A 3323-nucleotide genomic window follows, 5' to 3' on the forward strand; every position below is an offset into this window, starting at 1 on the left:
CGCCGCCGAGCGGCAGGGCGAGCGTGCCGACCTCCAGGGCGGCGCCGTGCAGGCGCATGCGCCCCCGCACCAGGTCGATTTCCGCCCGGGGCGCCGTGAGGCGCAGGGGCGGGTCGCCGGAGACCGGGTCGAAGACCGGGTCGCCCTCGCGGCAGGTGGTGGCGACGGCCGCCTCGAGCTTGAGGAGCTCGCCGTCCAGCTTAGCCCGCGCCGCCGTCAGGCGGTAGTCGGGCGTGTCGAGGGCGGGCCCGGTGAGAGCCAGTTCACCGCTGTCCAAGTCGTAGCGCGCCGCCTCCGCCCGGCCCTGGCTGCGGTGGCCGCGAAAGCGCACGTCCTGGAGCGCCAGGGTGCGCCCGTCGGCGCTGAGCGCCGCGGCCGCTACCGTCCAGCCCTCAAAGGCGAGCGCCGCCTGAGCGAGCGAGAAGAGAGCGGGCGAGGGGCGGGTGTCCACCCGCACCCTCTCGCCGCGCAGGGTCCAGCGCGGCTCGCCCGAAGGGCTTCTGGCCTCGCTCTCGAGGCAGATGCCGCCGTAGAGCTCGGCCACCTCCCCCTCCAGGCGCAGCTCGGCGAAGTAGGCGCGGCCAAAACCGCTCACGCTGAGCGAGCGCTCGGAAAAGCCGGCGCAGTCAGGGGCCAGCCCGTCACCAGCCAGCCCATCACCAGCCAGCCCATCACCAGCCAAGCCGTACCCGGCGAGCCCGGAGCCGGCAAGGCCGAGCAGGCCGACCAGGCCGAGCAGCCGACCAAGCCGCCTCGTCACGCCTGCCTCATTGGCGCAGGTAGGCCCCAAGACGCGCCACCCTCTGGGGATCGGGCTCGGTCGAGACGGTCACGCCCAAGGCGTCGCCGGCGCCCGCGAGGTCGAGCTCGAGCAGGTCGTCCGCGCGCATACTCACCAAGCTGAGGGGGCCGTCCTCGAGGCGGTAGGGGCCGACCAGGAGCGCCGCCCCAGAGTGGAGGTCGACCACCAGCGCGCGACCGGAGAGGGCGGGTGCCTCGCTCCGCACCTCTTCAGCCACCAGGACGCCGTCCTCGAAAAAGACCCGCAGCCTCTCGGCGCTGGCGCTGAGGCCGCCTCTCACCAGCTCGACCTTACCCTCGGCGAAGAGCGTCTGGCTAGCCGGCTCGAGGCGGATGCGCTCAGCCTTGACCTCGCTCAAGCCGCCGCCGAAGTCGCCACCAGAGTCGCCTCGGGCCCGGGCCTGCTCGAGCTCGATAAAGACGCCCTCCCGCAGCCGGACCACCGCGCCCGCCAGGCTGATGCCGCGCTCGCGGTCTTGCACCTCGCCGCCGTCGGCCAAGACGGTCAGGCCGGTGGCGATGTCGTAGCTCTGGCGGCCGTAGGGGATCACCGTGAGGGCGGCGAAGTCCGCGGCCGGAGCCGCGGCGGTGAGAACCGGGAAGAGAAGCAGGGACGAGACCACGAAGGTAAAAAGGGACGACGCGCTGAGCATAGCGCAGTCTATGGCGCGGCCCCATGAGAAGCGGCCATGATCGTGACGCGCTCCAAGGCCCGCGCGCTAGGCGCCGGGCCCCAGGACGGCGGTGAAGAGCGCGTCGAAAGGGCGGCGCGCCAAGAGCCTGTCGGCCTCGTCCAGGCCAGTGTTCATGATCCGCTCGACGAGGGCCGGGACGCTTCTATAGTCCCCGGTGTAGAGGTAGCTCGAGCCGAGCGACATGAGCCGGCCAAAGGGCGTCTCGCCGCCGAGCGTCAGGCCGGTGGCCAGCTTGCGCTGCGCCCGCTCCCACTCGCCAGCCTCCAGGCCGCCCGCCTGGGCGTCTTGGAGGGTCCTCTCGAAGATGTCCAGGACCTGCGGCGCCAGGCCGGGCGCGCAGGACAGGTAGCCCACGAAGCTGCCCGAGCCGTCGGCGCCGTCGTGCGAGAGCGAGGCGCTGTCGGCGAGGCCGCCGTCGACCAGCGCCCAGTAGAGGCGGCTGCCCGAGGAGGCGCCCAGACAGCTCGCCAAGATACCCGCGGCGAAGCGCAAGGGGTCGGCCGCCGAGACGCCCGGCGCGTAGGCGACCGCGTGAACGCGCTTCAGCTTGGCGCTCTCAAGGTCCTGCCGGCCACGGGCCGGCCTCAGCTCGGGGTAGCGGCGGGGCGCGTCCTGCGGCTGCCACTCGGCCGTCAGAGCCGACACCTGCGCTAGGACCGCCTCCCAGTCGTAGCGCCCGCTCAGGGCCAGGACCAGGTTGTTGGGCGCGTAGCGGGCCCTGAAGTAGTCCAGCATGGCGCCGCGCGAGAGCGTACGAATCGACGCGCTAGAGCCGAGCACCGGGTTGCCGAGCGGGTGGCCCCTATAGTAGAGGCGGCCTCCCTCCTCGAAGACCTTGAAGGCCGGGCGGTCCTCGTACATGGCGATCTCTTCTAGGATGACCTTCTTCTCGGTCTCGAAGTCCGTTTCGCGGAGCAGCGGGCGCATCATGTCGCTGAGGAGGTCCAGGAGCGCGCCAGCGCGCTCGGGCAGGACCGAGCCGTAGTAGACGGTGGTCTCGTCGCTGGTATAGGCGTTGTACTTGGCGCCCAACTCGTCGAACTCGCGCAGGACCTCGTCGCCGCCGCGGCGCGCGCTGCCGCGAAACATCATGTGCTCCAAAAAGTGCGAAACCCCGGAGAGCTCTTGCGTCTCGTCGCGCGCCCCGGTGCGCACGAAATAGCCGGCGGCGAAGGACTGGGCGCGGGGGTTGCGCTCGCCGATGACGGTGAGGCCGTTGTCCAGGGTGGTTCGGTGGAACTCGAGCCCCGCGCGTTCTGTTAAACCACCTGTTAAACCCTCGCTGCTCACGCCTTCACCCGGGTCTGCGTCGGGGTTGGGGTTGCCACTTCCCGAGGGGGCGGCAGGCGCTCGGGCCCCAGGGTCATGAGGGTGAACTCGGGCAGGGGCCGCGCGGCGAGGTAGCGGTTCAGGTCATCCAAACCAACGGCCTCGATACTCGCTCTGACCTCGGCGAGGCTGCGCGGCGCGCCCAGCAGGTAGCTGTCGCGGGCGAGCGAGCTCGAGCGCGCCCCGCTCGACTCGGACTGCATGACCAGGCTGGAGAGGATGCCGGTGCGGGCACGCTCGAGCTCGGCCCCCGTCACGCCCTCGCGGACGCGCGCGAGTTCCGCCAGCATGACCGACAAGGTCTCGTCGGCGCGCTCGGGGGTGGTGCCGGCGTAGGCCAGGGTGTAGCCGAAACCGCGCACCGCGCGGCTCACCGCCGCCACCGCGTAGACGAGGCCGCGCTTTTCGCGCACCTCGGTAAAGAGCCGCGACGCCATCCCGCCGCTCAGGACCGAGACCGTGAGGGCGTTCTCGTACCAGCCCGGCGCGCCGGGCGCC

General features: G+C 71.8%; 4 protein-coding genes. All 4 read right to left on the minus strand.

The window, feature by feature from the left end; all coding sequences use genetic code 11:
* Positions 1-760 (minus strand): hypothetical protein (locus M3498_03500; protein ID MDQ3458361.1); only part of this gene is annotated, 760 nt, incomplete at its 3' end.
* Positions 761-767: 7 nt separating this feature from the next.
* Entirely contained in the window at positions 768-1454 is a 687-nt protein-coding gene (locus tag M3498_03505) for a hypothetical protein (GenBank protein ID MDQ3458362.1), read from the minus strand.
* A 66-nt stretch (positions 1455-1520) separates the two neighbouring features.
* Positions 1521-2786, minus strand: coding sequence for an insulinase family protein (locus M3498_03510; GenBank protein ID MDQ3458363.1), 1266 nt, complete (start codon positions 2784-2786; stop codon positions 1521-1523).
* Positions 2783-3323, minus strand: a 541-nt coding sequence (locus M3498_03515) for an insulinase family protein (GenBank protein ID MDQ3458364.1), incomplete at its 5' end; no start/stop codon positions are given. The genes M3498_03515 and M3498_03510, both read right to left, overlap by 4 nt.

It is taken from the genome of Deinococcota bacterium (assembly GCA_030858465.1).
In the GTDB taxonomy this organism is placed as follows: domain Bacteria; phylum Deinococcota; class Deinococci; order Deinococcales; family Trueperaceae; genus JALZLY01.

Excerpts from the sequence above, each read along its gene's own strand:
- M3498_03505 (MDQ3458362.1), bottom strand. The coding sequence starts at position 1,454 with ATGCTCAGCGCGTCGTCCCTTTTTACCTTCGTGGTCTCGTCCCTGCTT.